Genomic DNA, 263 nt, shown 5'->3' on the forward strand with positions numbered 1-263 from the left:
GGGCTGCCGAACCGCCTTTTTCCTTGATGGTGTCGCTGTCGTAGTTGACGTAGGCCAGGCCGGCGAACGGTTCCAGGGCCACGCTAGGGGTTTGGATGGTGTAGCCGACTTCACCGAACACCTGCGCACTGCGTGCCTTGTAATCGGCTTTGAGGCGTTGGCCCTCGGCACCGACGGCCACGTTGCGCTTGCTTTCGACGTCATGCCAGCTGTACGCCACGCCCATCCGTGCGGCGAAGGCTTCCTGCTGGTAGGCGGTGTAG

1 protein-coding gene is annotated in these 263 nt (G+C 63.1%); it reads right to left on the minus strand.

The genetic code is table 11. The annotated features are described in order from the left end of the window. On the minus strand, window positions 1-263 hold a 263-nt coding region (locus tag SB756_RS31360; RefSeq protein ID WP_410913403.1), incomplete at both ends, for an autotransporter domain-containing protein.

It is taken from the genome of Pseudomonas sp. SIMBA_068, assembly GCF_046534705.1.
Lineage (GTDB): Bacteria > Pseudomonadota > Gammaproteobacteria > Pseudomonadales > Pseudomonadaceae > Aquipseudomonas > Aquipseudomonas putida.